This window comes from uncultured Allobosea sp. (genome assembly GCF_945956895.1).
Lineage (GTDB): Bacteria > Pseudomonadota > Alphaproteobacteria > Rhizobiales > Beijerinckiaceae > Allobosea.
The window spans coordinates 148,112-169,439 of record NZ_CAMFJF010000005.1; the positions used below are offsets into that span (position 1 = coordinate 148,112).

Below are 21,328 nucleotides of genomic sequence, written 5' to 3' on the forward strand. Positions count from 1 at the left end.
CACGAGGCCACCGGCCTCAGCCCATGGCCGCCTTTACCGTCTCGACGAGCTGCTTCATCGTGAACGGTTTGGGCAGGAAGTGGAATTCCTCGCCTTCCGGCAGGTTCTTCCGGAAGGCCTCCTCGGCATAGCCGGAGACGAAGACGACCTTGGTGTTCGGGTTGCGCTTGCGCAATTCGCCGAGCAGCGTCGGGCCGTCCATTTCCGGCATCACCACGTCGGAGACGACGAGGTCGATCTTGCCATCGTTCTGCAGGAAGAGGTCGAGCGCCTCGACGCCGGAGGCCGCCTCATGGACGGTGTAACCGCGCGAGACCAGCATGCGGGCATTCAGCGCACGCACCGCGTCCTCGTCCTCGACCAGCAGGATGATTCCGGCGCCGGTATGGTCGGCAGCGAGCTTCTTCGGCGCTTCCTTGGCGGCGGCCTCGGCGGCGATCTCCTCCTGGCTCGGCACATGGCGCGGCAGGAAGATCTGGAAGGCCGTGCCCTTGCCGATGGTCGAGTCGACGAAGACATAACCGCCGGTCTGCTTGACGATGCCGTAGACCATGGAGAGGCCGAGACCGGTGCCCTTGCCGACCTCCTTGGTGGTGAAGAAGGGCTCGAAGATCTTGTCGAGATGCTCCTGCGGGATGCCGGTGCCGGTGTCCTCGACCTCCAGCAGCACATAGTCGTCCGCCGGCAGGGCTGCGTGGCCGAAGGAGGCGCAGTCCTCGCGGGTGACGTTGCGGGTGCGGACAGCGAGCTTGCCGCCGTCGGGCATCGCGTCGCGGGCATTGACGGCGAGATTGACGATGACCTGCTCGAGCTGGCCGAGATCGGCCTTGACCGGCCAGAGGTCGCGGCCCTGGCGGACGTCGAGCGTGACCTTGTCGGCGACGACGCGCTTCAGCATCAGCGAGAGATCGGAGAGCACCTCGCCGAGCTCCAGCACCTGCGGGCGCAGTGTCTGGCGGCGCGAGAAGGCGAGCAGCTGCCGCACCAGCGCCGCGGCGCGGTAGGCGTTCTGCTTGATCTGCATGATGTCCGGGAAGGACGGATCGGTCGGCCGGTGGCTGGCGAGCAGGAACTCGGAGGCGTTGATGATGACCTGCAGCACGTTGTTGAAATCGTGCGCGATGCCGCCGGCGAGCTGGCCGACGGCCTGCATCTTGCCGGCCTGGTCCATGTTGTCGCGCAGCTTGCGTTCGGCGGTGGTCTCCAGCGCGTAGACGATGGCGCGCTCGCCGTCGCCGCCCTCGGTGCCGGCAACGGGGGTGAGGTAGAGCTTGGCCGAGCGGCCGTCCTCGCCGGCGAGCGCGAGGTCGAGCGGAGCGCCGCCCGAGCGGCCGGCTACCACTTCGGCCAGCGCCTCGTCGAGCCCGGCACTGGCCGCGACGAGATCGTGGATGGTGCGGGGGCGCAGGCCTGCCGGGATCAGGCGGGCGAAGGCGGCGTTGGAATGCAGGATCGCACCGGTCTCGTCGACGGTCGCGATCGCCATCGGCGTCGAATGGAAGAAGCGGGCGAAGCGGACCTCGGCATCGCTGCCGCCATCGGCGCCGGCCTCGCCGGCCGTGCGGTTGAGGACGAGGGTGCGCGAGGGGCCGGCGCGGCCGTCCTGCCCGAAGGCGACCTGATGGTGCAGGCGCACGGGCAGGGGGGCGCCGTTGCGACGCTTCAGGTCGACATCGAGCACCTCGACGCGGACATCGCCGGGCTGGCCGCGGATCGCCTGGATCAAGGCGGCGGCAGAGGGCGTGCAGACATCGTCGAGATGCAGGCCACCCGAGCCGAAGCGGGCAAGGTCGAAATCGAGCCAGCCGGAGAGGGTGGCGTTGAGATAGGAGATCTCGCCATCGGCATCGATCGAGATGAAGCCGGCCGGCGCGTGGTCGAGATAGTCGATCGCGTGCTGGAGTTCCTGGAAGGCGTTCTCTTGCCGCTCGCGCTCGGGCGTGATGTCGGAGACCGACCAGAGCGTCGCGGTCTTGGCCTCGCGGCGGACGGGCGAAACGCGGACGCGGTACCAGCCGACCTCGCCGCGCCCGTTCAGCGCGGGTTCCAGTCGGACTTCCTCGACCAGGCGGCGGTGCTCGCGGGCGGCGGTAGCGAGCCGGTAGATCGCCTCGGAGACGTCGGCGCGACCGGTTAGCAGGCGGCCGACGGGCTTGAGGTCGGTGGCGCCCGTCGCCCCTGCCAATGTCAGATAGGCCTCGTTGGCATAGACGATCTCGTTCTCGCTTTCGGTCACGACGATGCCGTCATCGGCGCGGTCGACGATCGCCTTGGTCAGGTCGTTGCGAGCGGCGCGGCCGGAAAACTGCACCAGCCCGATGGCGAAGGCGAAGAGGCCGAAGACGCCGACGACCGAGAGCAGGGCGAGCAGGCCGAGGATCAGCGGCTGCGCCCATTCATTGGCAAGGAAGCCGAGCGCGATCGCCGCGCCGACGAGCAGAGCCGCGACGAACAGGATGATCCCGATATGGCCGGGCTTGTCCGAGCGATCGATCGTATTGGTCGCCGTGCTTCCGCTCATTGCGGTCAAACCCGTTTCCTTGCTCGCCTCTGGAAGCATGCCGCGTCCTGACTGGAACACGCCGTCATTCCGGACAAGCCGCGATAGCGGCGCCGATCCGGAATCCATCGTAAGGCTCTGCGTTCTACGATGGATCCCGGGTCAAGCCCGGGATGACGGCGCGGTTCCGTCAACGCAACATGCCCGCGACCAGAGACAATTCCGTTTATTCGCATCCGTCCCGGAGTTAGGCGCGCCGGCCCTTCAGGCGCAAGACGTATCCGATGACTTCGGCGACAGCCTGATAGTGTTCGACAGGAATTTCTTCGTCGATGTCGACAGTGGCATAGAGCGCACGCGCCAGCGGCGGATTTTCGACGATCGGCACGCGATGCTCGCCGGCGACCTCGCGGATCTTCAGGGCGAGCGCATCGACGCCCTTGGCGAGGCACAAGGGAGCCGCCATGCCGGGCTCGTATTGCAGGGCCACCGCGAAGTGGGTCGGGTTGGTAATGATCACGGTCGCCTTGGGCACTGCCGCCATCATGCGCTTGCGGACGCGCTGGGAGCGGATCTGACGCAGTTTGGCCTTGACCTCGGGATTGCCTTCCGAGTTCTTGAACTCGTCCTTCATCTCCTGCTTGGTCATCTTCTGACGCTGATACCAGGAGAAGCGCTGCCAGCCGAAATCGCCGATGGCGATGATGGCGAAGAGGGCAAGCACCGCGCCCATCAGCTGGATGGCGAGGGAGAGCGTCGCCGGCATCAGCGCCTCGACCCCCATCTGGGCGAAGCCTTCGAGCCGGTCGTGCTGCGCCCAGAGCGTGTACCAGACGACGATGCCGATCAGCGCTGTCTTGGCGAGGCCCTTGGTGAAATTGACCCAGGCCTCCTTGCCGAAGAGCCGCTTGGCGCCGGCCATGGGCGAGATCCGGTTGAACTTCGGCATCAGCGGCTCGAAGGTCCAGAGCGGCTTGTGCTGGAGCAGGGCGCCGGCCAGGCCCGCGCAGAGGATGAAGGCGAAGGGCAGGCCGAGCGCCATGAAGCCGGTGAGCACGCCCCGTTGCGTGACCTGCATGAAGGAGGCGCCGTCCGACGGAACCTGGTGCGCGTTCATCAGGAAGGAGCGCAGCGACAGCATGGCCTCGCGCGCCGACCAGCCGGCAGCAACCATCAGGGCGAGCGTAAAGCCGCAGAGCACGAAGAAGGTCCCGATCTCCTGCGATTTGGGGACGTCGCCTTTCTCCGTGGCTTCGTCCAGTTTTCGCTGGGTCGGGTCTTCTGTTCTGTCTTCGTTTTCGGCTTCCTCGGACATTGCGCTCCCCTCAGCCGGTGAACTGACGGAGGAAGGCGCCGAGGTCGTCGATGAAGACGCTCATCATCACACCGATCACGACGAGCAGGACGAGCATGCCGCCCATGATCGAGGCCGGGACGGCGAGGAAGAAGACCTGCAATTGCGGCATCATCCGCGCGAGCACGCCGAGGCCGAGATTGAACAGCAGGCCGAAGACGAGGAAGGGCGCTGAGATCTGGATCGCCAGGGCGAAGCCGCGCGCCGTCGAGCGGATCGCCAGCGCCATCGTGTCGGTGAGATCGACGGCACCGCCGGGCGGCAGCAGGCGATAGCTTTCATGGATCGCGGCGATGGCGATGTGGTGCAGGTCCGTGGTCAGGATCAGCGTGATGCCGAGCATCGTCAGGAAGTTGCCGATCGAGGGGTTCTGCATGCCGCCGGTCGGATCGACCGTCATGGCGAAGCCGAGCCCCATGGTCTGGGCGACGAGCGTGCCGGCTGTCTGCAGGCAGGCCATGACCAGCCGGGCGCAGAGCCCGATGACGAGGCCGATCAGCAATTCGCCGACGAGGAGCGTGACGACGCCGGAGATGTCACCGGGCACGCGCAGCGAGGGGCGGGCGACGGGCACGAGCATCAGCGCGATGAAGAAGGCGAGCGACAGCCGCGCCCGCGAGAAGATGAAGCGCTCGCCGATGCCGGGCATCAGCATGACGAGCGTACCGACCCGTGCGAAGACGAGCACGAAAAGGGCGCTGATCTCGGGCAGGATCGCGATCTGCATCGTGCCGCGGGCACCTTCACGCCAAGGTGGGAGCCGCGGTGCCGTGCCGGCGAAAGCCGGCAGCAGGCGCGACAGGCTCATCCGCCCGTGGCGATTCGGGCGGCGACTCGCCCCATATAACCCGCCAGCGCGTCTCCCATGAACGGAAGAAACAGCAGCAGCGCGGCGAAGACGGCGACGATCTTCGGCACGAAGACCAGCGTCTGCTCCTGGATCTGGGTCAGCGCCTGGATCAGCGAGACGACGAGGCCGACCGCGAGTGCGATCACCATCAGCGGGCCGCCGACCTTGAGGAAGACGACGATGCCGTCGCGGGCGATGTCGAGAATGGCTCCGGAAGTCATTGTATTCGTCCTGCTCGTACAACCGTTTGTCGAGCCCTCATCCTGAGGAGCGGGCGAAGCCCGCGTCTCGAAGGATGCTCCAGCGTGCTCTGGAACATCCTTCGAGACGCCGCTTACGCGGCTCCTCAGGATGAGGGCTGCGGATGGGGATCAGACCGGCATCCGCATGATTTCCTCATAGGCCGCGATGACACGGTCGCGCACGGCGACCAGGGTCTCGATCGCGGCCTCGCTCTCGGCCACCGCCGTCACGACATTGACGATGTCGGCCCGGCCGCCCGCGACGCTCGCCGTCTGGGCATCGGCCTGGCGCCCGGCATTGGCGGTGGCGTCGAGCGCCTTGCCGAGCAGAGCGGAAAAGTCCGGCCCGCCCGCTTCCGCTGCGCCCGTGGCGAGCGGCTTGCGCATCAGATTGCCGGCCCCCATCCCCTGGATGGAGGCGTAGGCGCCAGCGGCGAAACCCGGAGTGGCCATGTCGGTCTAGTCCCCTTCTGGAGCGCTTGCTTTCAGAGTCCCGCGCGTCAGGCGCGCAGGATGTCGATGGTGCGCTGGATCATCCGGCGCGTCGAAGAGATCAGGTTGAGATTGGCTTCGTAGCTGCGCTGGGCCTCGCGCATGTCGACCATCTCGACCAGGGAATTGACGTTCGGCATCTGCACGTCGCCCTTGGCGTCGGCGGCCGGATTGCCGGGCTCGTGCTTGACCTTGAAGGCGCTCGGATCGCGCTGGACCTTGCCGAGCGCGACGAGCTGGGCGTCGAGCGTGCGGTCGAAATGGCGCTGGAAGGTCGGGACCTTGCGACGATAGGGCTCGGCGCCGGCGCGCTCCGGGCCGGAATCGGCGTTGGCGATGTTCTCGGAGATGATGCGCATGCGCCCGGACTGGCTGCGCAGGCCGGAGGCGGCGACGGCGATGCTCTTGATCAGGTCCATGATCAGCGCCCCTTCTTTTAGCGACCTTTGCCGATCGCGATCTTCATCAGGCCGAGGCCTTTGCTGTAGAGCGAGGCGGCGAGCTGATAGTCGGACTGGTTCTGCGCGACCTTGAGCATCTCGTCCTCGAGATTCACCGCATTGCCGTTGGGCGTAGTCTCGAAGCGCGGGGCGCCGGTGCCGTCGAAGCCGCCATTGGCGTTCGTCAGGCTCATATGACCGGCATTGGTCTGGGCGATCGCGACGCGAGCGCGGGCCGGATCGACGCTCGGCGGCTTCAGGTCGACCGGTCGGAAGCGGGGACTGTCGGCATTGGCGACGTTCTCGGCGAGGATCTTCTGGCGCGACTGCTGGTACTGCATGCGCAATTTCAGCGCCTGCATCAGGCCGCCGCCGACGCCCAAGCCGTCGTTTGCCATGGCTCCTGCTCCCCGTCTTCGCCGCCGGCGATGCCGGACTACTGGGCAAATCCTGCCGGGTGCATGGTTAACATCCGGTTAAAGGGGCGAGTTTCATGGGTGTGGTTAACCACGCGTTCACCATGTTTCCCGATAGCCAAAGCGTTATGCTATACGCAAGGTGTTGAACCATGGACGGGATTTAGCGGCCGTCCGGGGCCGTTGCGTAAGAGGCAAACCTTGCAGAGCTTGTTCGGATTGGAACTCTCGACCGCGCAGAAGGTGATCGTCGCCTCCGTGGTCATTCTCGTGCTTCTCGCGCTGCTCGGGCTGTTCGTGCGGCAGATCCAGGGCGGGCGGCTGCGATTGCGCGGCCAGGCCAGCGGGCGGCAGCGCCAGCCCCGCCTCGGCGTCGTCGATACCTATGACCTCGACCGCCAGCGCCAGCTCGTCCTGATCCGGCGCGACAATATCGAGCACCTGCTGATGATCGGCGGGGCATCCGATGTCGTGGTCGAGACCAATATCCTGCGCAGCGGCGGACGCGCCGCGACATCCTCCTATGCCGATGCCGGCGTGGCGGATCGTCCGCTGCCGCCGTTCGAAACGCTGGTGCCCCCGAGCGAGCCCGCCATGCGGGCCGGCGAGGAAGCGCGGCGTGCCGGTCTTGCCCCCGAGGGGCCGGAACTGCTGCCGCCCTTGCCGACCCGCCCTGTTTCGGTTCCGGTCGAGCCGGCGACGACGGCCGCCGCGGCCACGGTCGCAACCGCCGGCGTTGCCGCCGCGCTCGGCGTCGCTGCGGCGGCCGAGGCGGTTGCCTCTCCTGCCAAGCCCGCGATGCCGGCCATGCCGGTGCCGCCCCTCACCACAGGCCCGGCACCCAGCTTCGCGCGCGAGCATGCGCCGCAGCCTGCCGTCAGTGCCGGCGAACTGGACGACATGACCCGGCAGCTGGAAGAGGCGTTGAAGCGGCCGTTCTCCGCTGTGCGCCCGGCCAATCTTGGGAACGAGGCGCCGGCCGCGAGCCCCGCGCCCGCCGTGGAGCCGCCGGCTCCGGCCGAAAAATTCTCTCCCCCGCCTGTCGTCGAGGAGGAGGACGAGGTGCCGCCGGTCGAAGCGGTCGCGCCGTTCGTCGAGCCGCCGGCTCCTGAACCCGAGATCGTGCCTGAGCCTGCGCCTGTACCGGTCGCGCCGCCGGCTCCCGTCGCTGCTGCGCCGCGCCAGAAGCTGATTCCGAGCGATGTCGAGGCCGAACTCGCCGCTGCGCTCGGTCTGGCGCTGGACCGCCCGCTTTCGAAGGCGCCCGAGCCCATGCCGCTCGAAGCCAAGCCTTTGGACGCCAAGTTTTCCGAAGCCAAATCTTCCGAAGTTAAGTCTTCCGAAGCGAAACCGGCCGAGCTTCATCACCCGCAGCCGTCTCCGGCGCCCGAACCGATCATCGAGGACGAGACCGTTATCGAGGAGACGGTGCTGGATGCCGTCGTCGAGGAGCCTGTCCCGGTCGAGGCCGCCAAGCCCAAGCCTGAACCCGAGAAGGTGCCCGAGCCCGCGCCGAAGGAGATCGACCCGTTCTCGGTCGATGCCATCGAAGCCGAGTTCGCCCGTCTGCTGGGGCGCGATCCCAAGGCGAAGTCCTGAGGCTTCAAGCCCCAGCCTGAAGGGCCGTCGCCTACAGACTGTCGGCCATCAACAGGATTGTCGGCCATCCGGCCTCATGACGCCGCGCACTGGTTGCGCGGCGTTTTCGCGTGACTAGCCTCGGGGCGCCCGATCGGTTGAGTCGGGCGGTGGCGGCGCGCGTGAAGTTCATCGGCAGACGAGCAAGAGGCTTTCGAGGCGGGCGCATCCTGGCGGCTGCCGCGCTGCTGCTCGTGCTGCAGGCGGCGCCGGCGCTGTCGCAGACGCTCTCGCTCGATCTGGGGCAGGGGGGTGGCGTCGCGGAACGGGCGTTGCAGCTCATCGCTGTCATCACGGTCCTGTCGCTGGCGCCGTCGATCCTGATCATGGTGACGTCGTTCACGCGGATCGTGGTGGTGCTATCGCTGCTGCGTTCTGCCCTGGGCACGCAGACCGCGCCGCCGAATGCCGTGATCCTCGGGCTCTCGCTGTTCCTGACCGGCTTCGTCATGGCGCCGACCTTGCGCGAGGCCTATACGACAGCCGTCCAGCCGCTGGTCGCCGGGCAGATCCAGCCGCAGGAGGCCTATAACCGCGGCGTCGTGCCCTTCAAGACCTTCATGCTCAAGCATGTCCGCGAGAAGGACCTGGCGCTCTTCCTCGACATGTCGCAGGGGCCGCGGCCGCAGCAGCCGCAGGATGTCGGCGTCGAGGTCTTGGTGCCGGCCTTCATGATCTCGGAACTGCGCCGCGCCTTCGAGATCGGCTTCCTGCTGTTCGTGCCCTTTCTGATCATCGACCTCGTGGTAGCCTCGATCCTGATGTCGGTGGGCATGATGATGCTGCCGCCGGTGACGGTGGCGCTACCGTTCAAGCTGATCTTCTTCGTGCTGGTCGACGGCTGGGGGCTGGTCGCGGGATCGCTGGTGAAGAGCTACGGCAGTGGGTAAGCGGAAGCTCGTCATGCTCGGGCTTGACCCGAGCATCTCGTGACGCTGAGGCTCCGGAGCCTCAGCTCGTGAGAGATTCTCGGATTTGCGCTTCGCTACGTCCGAGAATGACGGCTGCGTAAAGGCAGCTGCTCAACCCACGACCACCCGGCCGCGCTGGATGCGCAGGCTGAGCGAGCCGTTCTTCAGCGCCAGCGCCTTCTCGCCGAAGACGCCGCGGCGCCAGCCCTGGAGGGCCGGCACGTCGGCGAGATCGTCTGAGGCGATTGAGTCGAGATCGTCGCTGGAGGCGATGATCTTGGGCGCGACGCGCTCGGCGTCCGCCACCGCCTTGAGCAGGACCTTGAGCAGGTCGAGCACCGCGGCATTGGTCGGCCGGCCGCGCTCGCGCTCCAGCCGGGGCAGGGTCTTGGGATCGATCGCTGCGGCGCGCTCGATCGCGGCGAGGACCTCGGCGCCGTTGCGCGAACGCTCGAACCCGTTGGGTACGGAGCGCAGCTCGGCCAGCGCTTCGACCGAGCGCGGGCCGCGCTGGACGATGTCCATCAGCGCATCGTCCTTGAGCACGCGCTGGCGCGGCACGTCGCGACCTTGAGCCTCGCGCTCGCGCCAGGCGGCGATCTCCATCAGGTTCGGCAGTTCGCGCGGCTTGCGGATGCGGCCCTTGAGGCGCTGCCAGGCATTCTCGGGCTTGACCTCGTAGGTCGCGGGCGAGGTCAGCACCGCCATCTCTTCGGCGACCCAGCTTTCGCGGCCGCTGGCGTCGAGATCGGCCTTCAGGGCGAGATAGATGTCGCGCAGATGGGTGACGTCCGACTCGGCATAGGCAAGCTGCGCCTCGGTGAGCGGACGGCGCGACCAGTCGGTGAAGCGCGAGGACTTGTCGATGCGCGCCTTGGCTAGGTCGTTGGCGAGCTGCTCGTAACCGACCGAGTCGCCATAGCCGCAGACCATCGCCGCGACCTGCGTGTCGAAGAGCGGGTTCGGCAGCACGCGCCCGAGCAGCCAGACGATTTCGAGATCCTGCCGGGCGGCGTGGAAAACCTTCACCACGTTCTCGTTGACCATCAGCCCGAAGAAAGGAGCGAGATCGAGATCGGGCGAAAGCGGGTCGACCAGCACCGCCTCATCCGGCGAGGCGAGCTGGATCAGGCAGAGCTTGGGATAATAGGTCGTCTCGCGCAGGAACTCGGTGTCGACCGTGACGAAGGGATGGGTCGCGAGACGGTCGCAAGCGGCGGAGAGCGCGGCGGTATCGGAAATCAGATGCATGATGACGACGTCTTAGCAGAGAGAGCCGCAGGATGTCGCGGGCGTTCTTGACATTTCGGGCGCGCGCGTGTGGTTAGCCGCAAGCTGTGGCTGGCCTCTGAGCTGGCCGTTGACGCATTTCCGAAAGACTGATCCCGTGACCCTGCATCGCTATCGTTCCCACACCTGCGGCGCGCTCCGCGACAGCGACATCGGCAAGACCGTGCGCCTCTCCGGCTGGTGCCACCGCATCCGCGACCATGGCGGCGTGCTCTTCATCGACCTGCGCGACCATTACGGCATGACGCAGGTCGTCGTCGATCCCGATTCGCCGGCCTTCGCCGATGCCGAGACGCTGCGCTCGGAATGGGTCGTGCGCATCGACGGCAAGGTCAAGGCTCGCCTTGAAGGCACCGAGAACGCCAACCTGCCGACCGGTGCGGTCGAGGTCTTCGCGACGGCGATCGAGGTGCTCGGTCCTTCGGCCGAGCTGCCGCTGCCGGTCTTCGGCGATCTCGAATATCCCGAGGACACCCGCCTCAAGTACCGCTTCCTCGACCTGCGTCGCGAGAAGCTGCACAACAACATCATGCTGCGCACCAAGGTCATCGATTCGATGCGCCGCCGCATGAAGGATTCCGGCTTCTCCGAGTTCCAGACGCCGATCCTGACCGCGTCTTCGCCGGAAGGCGCGCGCGACTTCCTGGTGCCGAGCCGCCTGCATGCCGGCAAGTTCTACGCGCTGCCGCAGGCGCCGCAGCAGTACAAGCAACTGCTGATGATGGCGGGCTTCGACCGCTACTTCCAGATCGCGCCCTGCTTCCGCGACGAGGACCCGCGCGCCGACCGCCTGCCGGGCGAGTTCTACCAGCTCGATGTCGAGATGAGCTTCGTCGAGCAGGAAGACGTGTTCGCGACGATGGAGCCGGTCATCACCGGCGTGTTCGAGGAATTCGCCGAGGGCCGGAGCGTTCAGAAGAACTGGCCGCGCATTCCCTATGCCGAGGCCATCGCCAAATACGGCTCCGACAAGCCGGACCTGCGCAACCCGATCGAGATGCAGGACGTCTCCGAGCAATTCCGCGGCTCGGGCTTCAAGGTCTTCGCGCGTATCCTCGAAGGCGAGAAGAACCGCGTCTGGGCGATTCCCGCTCCGGGCGGCGGCAGCAGAGCCTTCTGCGACCGGATGAACTCCTGGGCGCAGGGCGAGGGGCAGCCCGGCCTCGGCTACCTGATGGTCAAGGAAGACGGCGAGGGCCAGGGGCCGATCGCCAACAACATCGGGCCTGAGCGCGTCGCCGGCATCATCAAGCAGATGGGACTGAAGGGTGGCGACGCCTGCTTCTTCGTCGCGGGCGACCCGGACAAGTTCTACAAGTTCGCCGGCAGCGCCCGGAACAAGGTCGGCCAGGAGCTCAACCTGATCGACGAGAACGCCTTCGCCTTCGCCTGGATCGTCGATTTCCCGATGTTCGAGTACAACGAGGACGAGAAGAAGGTCGATTTCTCGCATAACCCCTTCTCGATGCCGCAGGGCGGGCTGAAGGCGCTGACCGAGGAAGATCCGCTCTCGCTCAAGGCGTTCCAGTACGACATCGCCTGCAACGGCTTCGAGCTCGCCTCCGGCGGCATCCGCAACCACAAGCCGGAAGCGATGGTGAAGGCCTTCGAGATCGCCGGCTATGGCGAGGAGACGGTGATCGAGCGCTTCGGCGGCATGTATCGCGCGTTCCAGTACGGTGCTCCGCCACATGGCGGCATGGCGGCGGGCGTGGACCGCATCATCATGCTGCTGGCGCGTGCCACCAACCTGCGCGAAGTCGCGCTGTTCCCGATGAACCAGCAGGCCGTCGACCTGCTGATGGGGGCACCGGCCGAGGCGACGCCGAAGCAGCTGCGCGAGGCGCATCTGCGCGTCAATATGCCCGAGAAGAACGGCTGACGACCATGGCTTCGCTGCGGATCGGGCGGGCGCTCCCGCTCGCCTGTCTTCTTGCGCTGTCGCTCGGCGCCTGCGTCGCTGCCAGCGAGAGCAGCTCCGGCCGCGCCTCGGCGCTGGCGACGACGGTGTCGCGCGCCATCGCCTGCAAGGCCGGTTCGCCGCAGCGCTCGACGCTCGACCGCTTCCTTGCAGCCGAGAAGGCGCGTGGCGTCGACGATCAGCAGATCGCGGCGGCGCGCTCGGCCTATGTCGGCGTTTCCGAGGCCGAGATGGTCAATCAGGGCGTGCGGCCTCAAGCCTGCACGGCCGAGGAGCGGGCGGAGCTGAAGGAACGGATGGGCCGCATCCGCGCCGGGGATTTCGACAAGCTCTGAGCTGCGCCGTGCCGATGCCTTCAATCTCCAGACTTGCCGCCGCTGCGGCATCGTTCGCCGCGCTGGGCGCCTGCACCGTCGCCGGGCCGGTGCCGGGAACGGTGGAATATGCTGCGGCGACGGTGTCGCGAGCCTATGATTGCGGGCTGCAGGTGGACCGCGGCCGCATCATCGCGCGGCTCGATCGCCAGGATCGACAGCGCTTCGTCGCAGCCAATGCCGGCTATGCGGTGAAGTCCTACAAGGCGCCGCATCGCTGCGAAGCCAGCGAGCGCGAGCGGATCAAGGGCGAGATCGGCGCGCTCGCGAGAGCGCGCTAGGTCATTCTCCGAGCCCTCATCCTGAGGAGCCGCGAAGCGGCGTCTCGAAGGATGGTTCAGGAGGCTCAGGAGATAGCTGGAGCATCCTTCGAGACGCGAGCCTCCGGCTCGCTCCTCAGGATGAGGGCTGGAGGGCCGAAGGCTCTCGAAGGACTGAAATCGCTTGCTTCCGGCCTCCCGACATGGCCACAAGGCGGCAATGCCCGCCGCCGCCATCACCGCCATCACCGCCATCGTCGTCAGCTTTGACAGCGCCGAGGTTCTGCCCGCCTGCCTCGATGCGCTGGCCGGGGAGGGCGTGCGGACAATCGTCGTCGACAATGCCAGCGGCGATGACAGCCGTGCGATCGCGCAGGCGAAGGGCGCGCGGCTGATCGCGAATGCTCGCAACGAGGGCTATGGCCGGGCCAACAATATCGGCGTGGCGGCGGCCGAGACGCCCTATGTGCTGATCGTCAATCCGGACCTCGAACTCGGGCGCGGCGCGGCGGCAGCGCTTCTGGAAGCGGCCGAGCGCTATCCCGATGCCGGAATGCTGGCGCCACGCATCGTCGAGCCTTCGGGGCGCATCTTCCTGCAACCGCGCTCGCTGCTCTCGCCTCCGCATCTCAACCGTGCCGGCACGATGGCGATCCCCGAGGGCGATGCCTGCCTGCCTTTCCTCTCGGGGGCCTGCCTGCTGATCCGGCGCGAGGTCTTCGTCGCGCTCGGCGGTTTCGATCCGGCGATCTTCCTGTTCTACGAGGATGACGACCTGTGCCGGCGCATGCGCGATGCCGGCCATGCCCTCATCCATGTCCACGAAGCCGAAGCGCGGCACGGTCGGGGCCGTTCGACCGCGCCGTCGCCGCAGCGGCGCTTCAAGGCTCGCTGGCATCTCGCCTGGTCCGAGCACTACATCGCCCGCAAATACGGGCTATCCGGGCCGGGGCCGATCCGGATGCTGGAGAATGTCGGCAAGGCGGCGGGCTACGGCCTGCTGCTCAGGCGCGAGAAGATGTTCGCGCATGCGGGCTCGGCCGCGGGGGCTCGCGCCTGGCGGCGCGGCGAGACGGCGCTTGCCCATGAAGGGCTGGGGGAGATGCCATGAGCCGGGTCCGGCCCAGGGTCGCGGAGGCGCTCGCCAATCCGCACAACAATTTCGGCCTGCTCCGGCTCGTCATGGCGCTCGCCGTCGTCGTGTCCCATGCCTTCAGCGTCACCGACGGGCAGGTGGAGCAGGAGCCCTGGTTCCAGACGACCGGCTTCACGCTCGGCGAGCATGCGGTCAACGGCTTCTTCGCGATCTCCGGCTTCCTGGTGACGATGAGCTTCGTGCGACGCGGCTGGCGCGACTATGTCGTCGCGCGCCTGCTGAGGATCGCGCCAGGGCTGATCGCGGCGACGCTCCTCGTCGCGCTCGTGTTGGGCGCCCTGATGACGACGCTCGACCGCTCCGCCTATTTCAGCGATCCGCGGCTGTGGCGCTTCATTTCGGGCACGCTGACCACCTTCAAGAGCGCGGCGGCGCTGCCGGGGGTGTTCGAGAGCAATCCGCTGCCCTTCCCGCTGGGAACGGTTTGGACGCTGAAATACGAGACGCTGTGCTATCTCGGCGTGCTCATTGCCGGCCTTGTCGGGCTTCTGGCCCGGCCGCGCATCGCATTGGCGGCCATGGTGGCGCTGACGGTCGCCGTCGCCCTGCACGAGGTGCTGACGCCGCACGGCCCGAAGGGGACAGAGACGGCGCTGCGCCTGCCGCTGATCTTCCTCGCCGGTGGCGTGGTCTATCTCTATCGCGAGAAGGCGTCGCTCTCGCTGCCGCTGCTGGTCGTGGCGCTTTTGGCGCTGGTGCCGCTGTCCTTCACGCCGCTCTACAAGGCCGCGCTCTATCTCGTCACTGCCTGGGGCGTTCTCGTGCTGGCGCTGGCGCCGGCCCTGACGCGGCGCTCGGTCGAGCCGCCGGCCGATCTCTCCTACGGCGTCTATCTCTATGGCTGGCCGGTGCAGCAGGCGCTGCATGCGCTGTTTCCATCGCTTGGCGCAGTGGCGCTGCTCTGGCCGTCGCTTGCAATAACGCTCGTGGTCGCCGCGCTGTCCTGGTACCTGATCGAGAAGCCGGCGCTCGGGCTCAAGCGCCGTCTGATGGGTGGTTCCTGAGCGCAGCCAGCAATTCGTCGATCCGCTCCGAAAGCAGGAGCGGGATCAGCCGTTCGATCTCGGCGCGAGGCCGGTTCCACCAGGCGGTTTCGAGCAGGGACGCTATTCGCGCCTCGTCGAAGCGCAGCCTGACGACGCGGGCCGGGTTGCCGGCGACGATCGCATAGGGCGGCACGTCGCGGGTGACCACGGCGCGCGCCGCAACCACGGCGCCATGGCCGATGGCAACGCCCGACATCACCATGCATTGCGAGCCGAGCCAGACGTCGTGGCCGATGAGGACATCGCCGCGGGTCGTGTCATGGCCGGTCATCCCGGCGGCCTCGGGCCAGAGCCGGGGCAGGGCAGGGAAGGGATAGGTCGTCGCCCAGTCGAGGCGGTGATTGCCGCCGAGCAAGATCTCGACGCCATCAGCGATCGAGCCGTAGCGCCCGATCGTGAGCCGCGCGCCGCTCTCCGGAAAGCGCACCTTCGGGCGGCCATAGGTATAGGGGCAGACCACGAACTGCCCCGGCCGCCGCGCAACGAGCTTGGCGAGATGCAGCCGGGTCTGATTGTCGCGGTTCAGCTGCTTGCGCAGCCAGCCGCGCGGGACGGCCGGCAGGCCCGCCCACCAGGCTTCAAGGCCTGATGGGCGCCAGTCGCGGTCCTCGGGCAGGATCGGGCCCTGGTCCTTACTGAGCATCGGCCTTGAGGTCGATCTTCTCGAAGATCTCCGTCGGTTCGGTCATGGTGATGACATCGGCGAGGCCGAGGCCCGTCGCCGACCTGGCGCTGGCCTGGACCGTCAGGGTGCCGGGCTTGGCGACGAAGCGGGAGGCGGCACCGGCCACGGCCTTGGCGCCGTCGGACGGGCCGAGAATGGCGGCGAGGCCAAGGCTTGCGACCATCGTGAACTGCTGGCGGACCTCGTCGGCCTTGCGCTTGGACTTGCGCGCCTCGTTCTCGATCAGCTTCTCGACCAGCCCATGGTTCTGCAGCTTGACCTGCAGGTTGCGGGCGGTGGCGCCGAGCGCCGCGACCTGGGCGAGGGCGATATCGCTGGCGAACAGGTCCTTGGTGACGTTGCCGAGCGTGCCGGAGGCCTCGATCTGGGCGAGGCCGGCGCTGCCGAAGGACAGCGTGCGGATCGCGATCTCGTTCTTCGCGGCTTCCCAGGCGAGGTCGAGCTTGGCCGACAGGTCGAGCGAGCGGATGCCCATCGCGATCATGTCCTTGGCCGCCGGGTTGCCGGTCGCCTCGGAAACCGGGGCGACCAGCTTGTCGATGGTCACCGCGAGGCTGGTCGGAATGCCGTTGAGTTGCTCGCCCGCCTTGATCTCGAAGGTGCCGAGTGAAATCTTGACCGGCTCCTTGCCGGTGATGATGGCGGGCGCGTCGATCGAGATGCCTGCGAGGCGGATGGTGCCGATCGTCGGGATGAAGCGGCGGAAATCGACCTCGTCGATCGGCTTGTCCGGCTCGTTCAGAGCGGCGCGCAATTCGCGGATGACCGGGCCGAAGGCGAAGCCGGAATAGGCGATCGAATCGATGCCGCCCTTGGCCTCGCCCGAACGGAATTGGAAGCCCTCCATGGCGACGCCGGATTTCGCAGGGGTGTTTTCACCGAAGGCCATGCGGGCGATCCGCATGTCGACCGCTTCCGGCTTGGCGCCGGCTTTCGGCGGCGCGTTCACGGTCATGACGAAGTCACGGGCCTCGCCGCTGCCGTATTCGAACATGTCGAAGAGCGCGAGCACGGAGAGGCCGAGCTGCCGTTCGGCCTCGGTCTTCGCCGGCGACTTGTCGGTCTCAGCCTTCTTGTCGCCCTGCTTTTTCTCGACTTCCTCGCCCGCCTTGGCCAGGCGCGAGAACACGTCGAGCAGCGGCTCCGGGCCGACCTTGGCGGCGAAGCCGCGCGCGGTCGTACGGCCGAGCGACATCTTGCCGGCCTTGCCCATGTCGAGATTGTAGCCGTCCTGCTCGAAATTGCCGATGATCGGCAGCATCGCCTCGGTGGCGCCGGCCGCGGCCTTCTCGGTCAGCACGCGCGCGGTCTGGCGCAGGTCGAAGGCATCGAAGGCGGTGCGCTTCAACTCGCCCTTCATCGGGCCGGTGGCGGCGCCGTCGGCGGTGATGCTGCCGCTCGCCGATTCGCCGTGGCCGATCCTGCCTTCGCGGATGTCGGTGAGGCGGATGTCGCGATAGATCGTGGTCTGCTTCTGGTCGCCGATCGTTTGCACCAGCGAGAGTTCGGGCGCGCTGATCTCGGCGGCGTTGAGGCGCGCTGCCCGGGCGGCGGCCGATTCGCCGGCGGAGGCACCGGTGAACAGCGCCAGGAAGGCATCCTTCTCCAGCGTCGAGCCTTTGACCGCGATCTTCGGCGCGTTGATCACGAGCTTGCCGAGGTCGATCTTGACGTTATCGAGCTGGAAATCGGCGGCCCAGGCCGGGGAGGCGAAGGACATCAGAACAAACGCCAGGGCCGTGCCGGCGAGGTGCGTCGTCCGACGAGGGCGCGCGACGATCATGGATATCTCCTAATTCCCGAAGTCCGGCGAAACTGCCGCAACCGGATGACGAAAGAAAGCCGTCAGGCGAGGCTGCGTGGCATCCCGCATTCATATGATGACGAAAGGCTTGACCGGAAGGCGGTGAACGCGGCCATCTGCCGAAGATTTGCCATCGGCCGATCCTAGAGCAGAACCGGCGATGGCCGCCACGGAGTCTAAAAGCGATGCATGCCGTCAGAACCGCTCTCGCCGCTGTCGCGCTGGCGCTGATCGCATTGGCGCCGGCCGGGCTGCGGGCCCAGGGGCAGCCGGCGGCTGCCGGAGGTGCCGGCCTCGAATCGCTCGTCATCGTCAGCGGCGGCACGCGCCATGCGTTCCAGGTCGAGGTCATGCGCACGCCGGACCAGCGGGCGAAGGGCCTGATGTTCCGCAATTACATGCCGGCCGATCGCGGCATGCTGTTCGATTTCGCTGCGAGCGAACCCGTGGCGATGTGGATGCAGAATACTTATATCTCCCTCGACATGCTGTTCATCCGGGCCGACGGCACGATCGCGCGCATCGCCGAGCGTACCGAGCCGCTCTCGACGCGGACGATTCCCTCGGGCGAGCCGGTGCTTTCGGTGCTGGAGATCAATGGCGGCGTCAGCAAGCAACTCGGCATCAAGCCCGGCGACAAGGTCGAGCACGCCTTGTTCAAGCGCTGACGGCGCCGGCTGCGGCGTTGCTGCACAAGCCTGATGCCGTATGATCGGCTTTCGCTTGCGGGCGCGGCCTGTGGCATGATAGCGAACCGCAACGTTTGGAATGCCTTGTCGGGGTATAGCGCAGCCCGGTAGCGCATCTGCTTTGGGAGCGGAGCGTCAGTCCTGTCAAGCCATTGAAATACAATTATAATTTTCTGCGACTGGCGCTTGGTGGGACTTTTGGTGGGACTTCTTGCATCGAGAATTGCATGAATTCGAGCCGCAAGTGGTGGAATGCTACCCTGATGGAATTCTAGGCTCGGGCGTATAATTCCTAACCTAGGCGCCATCGCGGGGTTCGGAGTAGCCAATTTCATTCTGCAGGCTTGCGCGGCCGGAATACAAACGAGCGCGCTTCTCCCAACAACACGCGAGATTTAGTGTCTGAGATCGGAATCCCAGTACTGCGACGGGGCCGGTCACGCCTCGCGGCAGGAATGTAGCTCGCGACCGCGCGGCTGCTAACAGTAAGGCCGGCTGCTGCTAGTAAGGTTAGTAACAGAGAGAGCCTTCAGGCATCTGGATTCCTCCTTCCCATCGCGTATAGCGTCGCGTGGGGAGAGGGCGATCATGCGTCTGTCGGTTGTGTTAGTGGCTTGTGCCTTGGCTGGCACCGCGTCTGCGCAAGAGCAACAATCCCGCAAGCTATTCGCGCCAACGGTCAGAGCCGCGACTGATTGCGCTGCTCGGGCGATTACTTCGCAAGGCGTGAAATCGTCCGCGACCGACGATCAGATAAAAGAAGCTGCTCGGCGCGCATTCGGGGGTGAATGCCGGGCCGAGGGAGCTCGCTTGGTTAGTGAGCATGATCGTTTGTACGGCGTGGGAACTGGTCGCGCTTTCGTCGATGGCCCTTATTTCGCTGACTTCCCGCGCGCGGCTCGCGTGCGGATGAACGCTGGTGGCGGGCTGAATGTCACGGTCAGCAAGCCATTGCGCTGCCCAGATATGCTCGAAATTTACGAGGTCCAGGACGCAGGACGCGATTTAGCCGCGATCGAGCGGAATGAGCTCCAGCGCAATCCGAAGTCGGATGCCGATGTGATCGCAAGCTTCACAGCTCGTATGGACGCTAGACTTAGGCAGGCCCGCCATGTGATGGCCGGACCAGTGTTGGAGGAATTCCGTCGTCTGCCTGTGGCGGGCATGGAAGCTTGTTTTCCCGCTCTACGCCCCGTGGTCGAAGAAGCTCGTCTCGTAGCCGTGCAGATTGAAGCGCAGCGCCAAGAGTTGGAGCGGCAGCGCGCTGAGGCCGAACGCCAACGAATGGAAGCCGAGCAACGGAGGGCTGAAGAACAGCGTCTCACAGACCAGCGCAGAGCCGAGGAGTTGCGCCTCGCAGAGCTTCGCCGCGCAGAAGTCCAGCGGGCAGAAGATGAGCGCAGGCGTGCCGCCGAGGAGGAGGCTGCTCGGTCAAGAGCGGAGGCTCAGCGTGCTCAAGACGAACGCCTACGCGAGGAACGCCGGCCGATTAACGTACTAAAGCGGCTTTACGCCCAGTACGCTTACATCAAGCAGTGCTTCGAGTTTCGAACCGGTTATATTCAAATCTTCATCTCCGACACCGAGTTCAATCGGTCGCGTGGAGCGATCAAGGCGATTGAGATGAAGCTGAAAGGCCTTGATCCCTCGATAAACACAGATCAGGCTTGGGCCGAGGCTGCTGCCAGCATCAACATCGTGCCTGACCGAGGCACTTGCCAGCTGTCGCTCCAAACTCTCATGGCGGCCTTTCAGGAAATAGCTCCCGATGCAGCTGCCCCGAAGAAGGACTTCTAGGGCAGACGGCAGCTGGACCTCTTAGAATTTGAACGCAAGCCCAGCGTCATTACTCCCAATCGGAAGGTATCTCAATGTTAAAACATGAAGGGATAGCTTGAGTAATATTTAATCGTTGAAAAATAGCGCCCTTCACCTGATGGACGTTAAAGCTCCCTTCGATCGGTGTTATGCGGACATCGATTTCCTTAATTGCCCATTTGCCGAACACCTTGGCTTGCTTCTCGGCCTCTTTGCTCGGGTATGGCTTCCCATCGGCACCAATAATGCCGGTGACCGCCGCTGGACCTATGATCGCGATGTTCGTTCCTTCACCATCGTTCTGCGCGGACTTAAATATGATTGCATCGATATGGCGCTTATTTCCGTCAACCAAGCACTCGTGGTGAAATGCCAGATACTCGGCCACTGCTTGGGTTGGAATATAATCAATGTGCTCGTCACCTGGCTTAATAGGCCTAGAGATGAGTTGCATGAAATTGCGCATAAAATTCCACTGAGCGGCTTCTGATATTGCGCCTGGCTGGAAAATATTCGGTGGGTTAGGCTGGGCCGTATATCGAGTTGTATCCAATACGCAGATTGGCTTCTCGATCTTGAACTCTGCAACCGCAACGAGCGAACCGACTGAGGGTCTCAATTCGCCGACGCAAGTGATCGGATCGAAAGCCGCGTAGAACACAGCCACGCCAGCCGGGTTTAGTCGGCCCGCCGAACGCAAGCGTTGCGGAGGTGGTCCAAGCTCACCTGCCAAATCCTCGCGAAACGTCTTCACATCATGGATGGCGCGAATGCCTCGCGCGCGAAAGAATTTGCTGGCAGGGTCGCCTGGTTTGATCATGTAGACGGGCGACTTCCCTTCGGGATCGAGCCTCGACTCGACACCCTCGAAAATCTCACGGAGATAGCCGAAAGCAGATCGGCTGAAAAACCGCTGGTCGTGCATGAGATGATCACGAAACTGCGCCCATCGCGTTCCGTAATTCGCCGTGCCAATTTCGGTTGGAAAATATGTACACTCGTCCGAGTAGAACACCTCCTCACCATCTGGACGCCAATAGCTATCGTTGTCGATCAGATGGTCTTTGAGGATGCGTGCAAGCTCATCGTCGGCCGGCTGGACGATCTCATGTATGAGATCGTCCAGATCCCTTCCGTCGAGATGCTCTTCGCGTTCATCGGATATGCCGCTACCGAAATTCTCGCGAAGAGCCGCATCAATGATGCCCGCAGCGACTGAGAGCGGAATGCCCATTTCGTTGGGATGAGCTTCGCAAGGGCCTGTTGTAGCGTCTGCCTGAAGCTCAATGATCCGATACTGTAATCCTGCGTTGCCAAAGCATTTGCAGCAAACGCTCATTTCAGAACCTTCGGCCATCGAATCGCCCCTCCACTCTCCGTACCGGAGTTGTCAACGGCGGAGCAAAACCAGGCCAGTGCGGCGGAGTAAAAGCAGGCCACTT

Annotated in this window: 20 protein-coding genes; 9 read left to right on the top strand and 11 right to left on the bottom strand. The window is 65.5% G+C overall.

Going from position 1 to position 21,328, the window contains the following annotated elements:
• Nucleotides 1-16: 16 nt before the first annotated feature.
• The 7 genes from cckA to Q0Q02_RS05370 form a co-directional block, all read right to left on the bottom strand.
• The gene (gene cckA / locus Q0Q02_RS05340) at nucleotides 17-2,521 is read right to left on the bottom strand and encodes a cell cycle histidine kinase CckA (RefSeq protein WP_293807534.1); all 2,505 of its coding nucleotides are present in this window, start codon (nucleotides 2,519-2,521) and stop codon (nucleotides 17-19) included.
• 226 nt (nucleotides 2,522-2,747) lie between these two features.
• Nucleotides 2,748-3,815, bottom strand: coding sequence for a flagellar biosynthesis protein FlhB (gene flhB / locus Q0Q02_RS05345; protein ID WP_293807535.1), 1,068 nt, complete (start codon nucleotides 3,813-3,815; stop codon nucleotides 2,748-2,750).
• A gap of 10 nt (nucleotides 3,816-3,825) precedes the next feature.
• Nucleotides 3,826-4,581, bottom strand: a complete 756-nt coding sequence (gene fliR, locus Q0Q02_RS05350; protein ID WP_293807557.1) for a flagellar biosynthetic protein FliR — start codon at nucleotides 4,579-4,581, stop codon at nucleotides 3,826-3,828.
• A 77-nt stretch (nucleotides 4,582-4,658) separates the two neighbouring features.
• Nucleotides 4,659-4,925: a flagellar biosynthesis protein FliQ gene (gene fliQ, locus Q0Q02_RS05355; RefSeq protein ID WP_199089135.1), complete on the bottom strand. Its 267-nt coding sequence runs from the start codon at nucleotides 4,923-4,925 to the stop codon at nucleotides 4,659-4,661.
• 150 nt (nucleotides 4,926-5,075) lie between these two features.
• On the bottom strand, nucleotides 5,076-5,399 hold the full coding sequence (locus Q0Q02_RS05360; protein WP_293807536.1) for a flagellar hook-basal body complex protein FliE: 324 nt from the start codon (nucleotides 5,397-5,399) through the stop codon (nucleotides 5,076-5,078).
• A 47-nt stretch (nucleotides 5,400-5,446) separates the two neighbouring features.
• Nucleotides 5,447-5,857 carry a flagellar basal body rod protein FlgC gene (gene flgC, locus Q0Q02_RS05365; protein ID WP_199089139.1) on the bottom strand — a complete coding sequence of 137 codons (411 nt, stop codon included), beginning with the start codon at nucleotides 5,855-5,857 and terminating at the stop codon, nucleotides 5,447-5,449.
• A gap of 17 nt (nucleotides 5,858-5,874) precedes the next feature.
• Nucleotides 5,875-6,276 (bottom strand): flagellar basal body protein, encoded by a 402-nt coding sequence (locus Q0Q02_RS05370; protein WP_293807537.1) that lies wholly within the window; start codon nucleotides 6,274-6,276, stop codon nucleotides 5,875-5,877.
• A 219-nt stretch (nucleotides 6,277-6,495) separates the two neighbouring features.
• Between Q0Q02_RS05370 and Q0Q02_RS05375 the strand changes: the two genes are divergently transcribed.
• Both Q0Q02_RS05375 and fliP read left to right on the top strand, forming a co-directional pair.
• A complete protein-coding gene (locus tag Q0Q02_RS05375; protein ID WP_293807538.1) occupies nucleotides 6,496-7,893 on the top strand; it encodes a flagellar biosynthetic protein FliO in 1,398 nt (465 codons plus the stop codon).
• Nucleotides 7,894-8,099: 206 nt separating this feature from the next.
• On the top strand, nucleotides 8,100-8,822 hold the full coding sequence (gene fliP, locus Q0Q02_RS05380; protein ID WP_293807558.1) for a flagellar type III secretion system pore protein FliP: 723 nt from the start codon (nucleotides 8,100-8,102) through the stop codon (nucleotides 8,820-8,822).
• Nucleotides 8,823-8,954: 132 nt separating this feature from the next.
• On the opposite strand, the gene rnd is transcribed toward fliP, so the two are convergent.
• Nucleotides 8,955-10,094 (bottom strand): ribonuclease D, encoded by a 1,140-nt coding sequence (gene rnd, locus Q0Q02_RS05385; protein WP_293807539.1) that lies wholly within the window; start codon nucleotides 10,092-10,094, stop codon nucleotides 8,955-8,957.
• Nucleotides 10,095-10,236: 142 nt separating this feature from the next.
• Here rnd and aspS point away from each other — a divergent pair, with 142 nt between their 5' ends.
• From aspS to Q0Q02_RS05410, 5 genes are all read left to right on the top strand, one after another.
• Nucleotides 10,237-12,015 (top strand): aspartate--tRNA ligase, encoded by a 1,779-nt coding sequence (gene aspS / locus Q0Q02_RS05390; protein ID WP_293807559.1) that lies wholly within the window; start codon nucleotides 10,237-10,239, stop codon nucleotides 12,013-12,015.
• A 5-nt stretch (nucleotides 12,016-12,020) separates the two neighbouring features.
• Entirely contained in the window at nucleotides 12,021-12,389 is a 369-nt protein-coding gene (locus Q0Q02_RS05395; protein WP_293807540.1) for a hypothetical protein, read from the top strand.
• Between the two features lie 8 nt (nucleotides 12,390-12,397).
• Nucleotides 12,398-12,709 carry a hypothetical protein gene (locus Q0Q02_RS05400; RefSeq protein WP_293807541.1) on the top strand — a complete coding sequence of 104 codons (312 nt, stop codon included), beginning with the start codon at nucleotides 12,398-12,400 and terminating at the stop codon, nucleotides 12,707-12,709.
• A gap of 199 nt (nucleotides 12,710-12,908) precedes the next feature.
• The gene (locus Q0Q02_RS05405) at nucleotides 12,909-13,799 is read left to right on the top strand and encodes a glycosyltransferase family 2 protein (RefSeq protein WP_293807542.1); all 891 of its coding nucleotides are present in this window, start codon (nucleotides 12,909-12,911) and stop codon (nucleotides 13,797-13,799) included.
• Nucleotides 13,796-14,848, top strand: a complete 1,053-nt coding sequence (locus tag Q0Q02_RS05410; protein ID WP_293807543.1) for an acyltransferase — start codon at nucleotides 13,796-13,798, stop codon at nucleotides 14,846-14,848. The genes Q0Q02_RS05405 and Q0Q02_RS05410 overlap by 4 nt, the downstream gene beginning before the upstream one ends.
• Here Q0Q02_RS05410 and Q0Q02_RS05415 read toward each other — a convergent pair.
• A complete protein-coding gene (locus Q0Q02_RS05415) occupies nucleotides 14,820-15,533 on the bottom strand; it encodes a CatB-related O-acetyltransferase (protein WP_293807544.1) in 714 nt (237 codons plus the stop codon). The two genes, Q0Q02_RS05410 and Q0Q02_RS05415, sit on opposite strands and share 29 nt — an antisense overlap.
• Nucleotides 15,523-17,358, bottom strand: coding sequence for a hypothetical protein (locus tag Q0Q02_RS05420; protein WP_293807545.1), 1,836 nt, complete (start codon nucleotides 17,356-17,358; stop codon nucleotides 15,523-15,525). Before Q0Q02_RS05420 ends, Q0Q02_RS05415 begins: the two co-directional genes overlap by 11 nt.
• 206 nt (nucleotides 17,359-17,564) lie before the next feature.
• On the opposite strand from Q0Q02_RS05420, the gene Q0Q02_RS05425 reads away from it, so the two are divergent.
• Nucleotides 17,565-18,047 carry a DUF192 domain-containing protein gene (locus Q0Q02_RS05425; RefSeq protein ID WP_293807546.1) on the top strand — a complete coding sequence of 161 codons (483 nt, stop codon included), beginning with the start codon at nucleotides 17,565-17,567 and terminating at the stop codon, nucleotides 18,045-18,047.
• 609 nt (nucleotides 18,048-18,656) lie between these two features.
• Nucleotides 18,657-19,865, top strand: a complete 1,209-nt coding sequence (locus tag Q0Q02_RS05430; RefSeq protein ID WP_293807547.1) for a hypothetical protein — start codon at nucleotides 18,657-18,659, stop codon at nucleotides 19,863-19,865.
• A 49-nt stretch (nucleotides 19,866-19,914) separates the two neighbouring features.
• Here the strand turns inward: Q0Q02_RS05430 and Q0Q02_RS05435 are convergent, their stop codons facing one another.
• Nucleotides 19,915-21,243 (bottom strand): RES family NAD+ phosphorylase, encoded by a 1,329-nt coding sequence (locus Q0Q02_RS05435; RefSeq protein WP_293807548.1) that lies wholly within the window; start codon nucleotides 21,241-21,243, stop codon nucleotides 19,915-19,917.
• Nucleotides 21,244-21,328: the final 85 nt, after the last annotated feature.

Excerpts from the sequence above, each read along its gene's own strand:
- cckA (WP_293807534.1), bottom strand. The coding sequence starts at position 2,521 with ATGAGCGGAAGCACGGCGACCAATACGATCGATCGCTCGGACAAGCCC.
- flhB (WP_293807535.1), bottom strand. The coding sequence starts at position 3,815 with ATGTCCGAGGAAGCCGAAAACGAAGACAGAACAGAAGACCCGACCCAG.
- fliR (WP_293807557.1), bottom strand. The coding sequence starts at position 4,581 with ATGCAGATCGCGATCCTGCCCGAGATCAGCGCCCTTTTCGTGCTCGTC.
- fliQ (WP_199089135.1), bottom strand. The coding sequence starts at position 4,925 with ATGACTTCCGGAGCCATTCTCGACATCGCCCGCGACGGCATCGTCGTC.
- Q0Q02_RS05360 (WP_293807536.1), bottom strand. The coding sequence starts at position 5,399 with ATGGCCACTCCGGGTTTCGCCGCTGGCGCCTACGCCTCCATCCAGGGG.
- flgC (WP_199089139.1), bottom strand. The coding sequence starts at position 5,857 with ATGGACCTGATCAAGAGCATCGCCGTCGCCGCCTCCGGCCTGCGCAGC.
- Q0Q02_RS05370 (WP_293807537.1), bottom strand. The coding sequence starts at position 6,276 with ATGGCAAACGACGGCTTGGGCGTCGGCGGCGGCCTGATGCAGGCGCTG.
- rnd (WP_293807539.1), bottom strand. The coding sequence starts at position 10,094 with ATGCATCTGATTTCCGATACCGCCGCGCTCTCCGCCGCTTGCGACCGT.
- Q0Q02_RS05395 (WP_293807540.1), top strand. The coding sequence starts at position 12,021 with ATGGCTTCGCTGCGGATCGGGCGGGCGCTCCCGCTCGCCTGTCTTCTT.
- Q0Q02_RS05405 (WP_293807542.1), top strand. The coding sequence starts at position 12,909 with ATGCCCGCCGCCGCCATCACCGCCATCACCGCCATCGTCGTCAGCTTT.
- Q0Q02_RS05410 (WP_293807543.1), top strand. The coding sequence starts at position 13,796 with ATGAGCCGGGTCCGGCCCAGGGTCGCGGAGGCGCTCGCCAATCCGCAC.
- Q0Q02_RS05415 (WP_293807544.1), bottom strand. The coding sequence starts at position 15,533 with ATGCTCAGTAAGGACCAGGGCCCGATCCTGCCCGAGGACCGCGACTGG.
- Q0Q02_RS05420 (WP_293807545.1), bottom strand. The coding sequence starts at position 17,358 with ATGATCGTCGCGCGCCCTCGTCGGACGACGCACCTCGCCGGCACGGCC.
- Q0Q02_RS05425 (WP_293807546.1), top strand. The coding sequence starts at position 17,565 with ATGCATGCCGTCAGAACCGCTCTCGCCGCTGTCGCGCTGGCGCTGATC.
- Q0Q02_RS05430 (WP_293807547.1), top strand. The coding sequence starts at position 18,657 with ATGCGTCTGTCGGTTGTGTTAGTGGCTTGTGCCTTGGCTGGCACCGCG.
- Q0Q02_RS05435 (WP_293807548.1), bottom strand. The coding sequence starts at position 21,243 with ATGGCCGAAGGTTCTGAAATGAGCGTTTGCTGCAAATGCTTTGGCAAC.